Raw genomic sequence first — 267 nt, forward strand, 5'->3', positions numbered from 1 at the left:
TTTCTCGCCGCCAATACCTCCGCCGATGTTGCCTTTGCCACCGCCTGTTCCTGTGCCGCCTGTGCCTCCACCGATGTTGCCTTTGCCGCCGCCTGTTCCTGTACCGCCAGTGCCGCCGCCGATGTTGCCTTTGCCGCCGCCTGTTCCTGTGCCGCCGGCACCTCCTTCGATACCGGTTCCTGCACCACCGCCTGCGCCTGCACCGCCGCCTGCGCCACCTGCTCCGCCGCCTGCGCCACCTGCTCCGCCGCCTGCGCCACCTGCTCC

Annotated in this window: 1 protein-coding gene; it reads right to left on the minus strand. The window is 70.0% G+C overall.

The genetic code is table 11. The features are described 5' to 3' along the window. Positions 1-267: hypothetical protein (locus tag PAT3040_RS16175; protein WP_181376655.1), on the minus strand; the 267-nt coding region annotated here is incomplete at both ends.

Origin of the sequence: Paenibacillus agaridevorans, from assembly GCF_003112455.1 — a bacterium.
Taxonomy (GTDB): domain Bacteria; phylum Bacillota; class Bacilli; order Paenibacillales; family Paenibacillaceae; genus Pristimantibacillus; species Pristimantibacillus agaridevorans.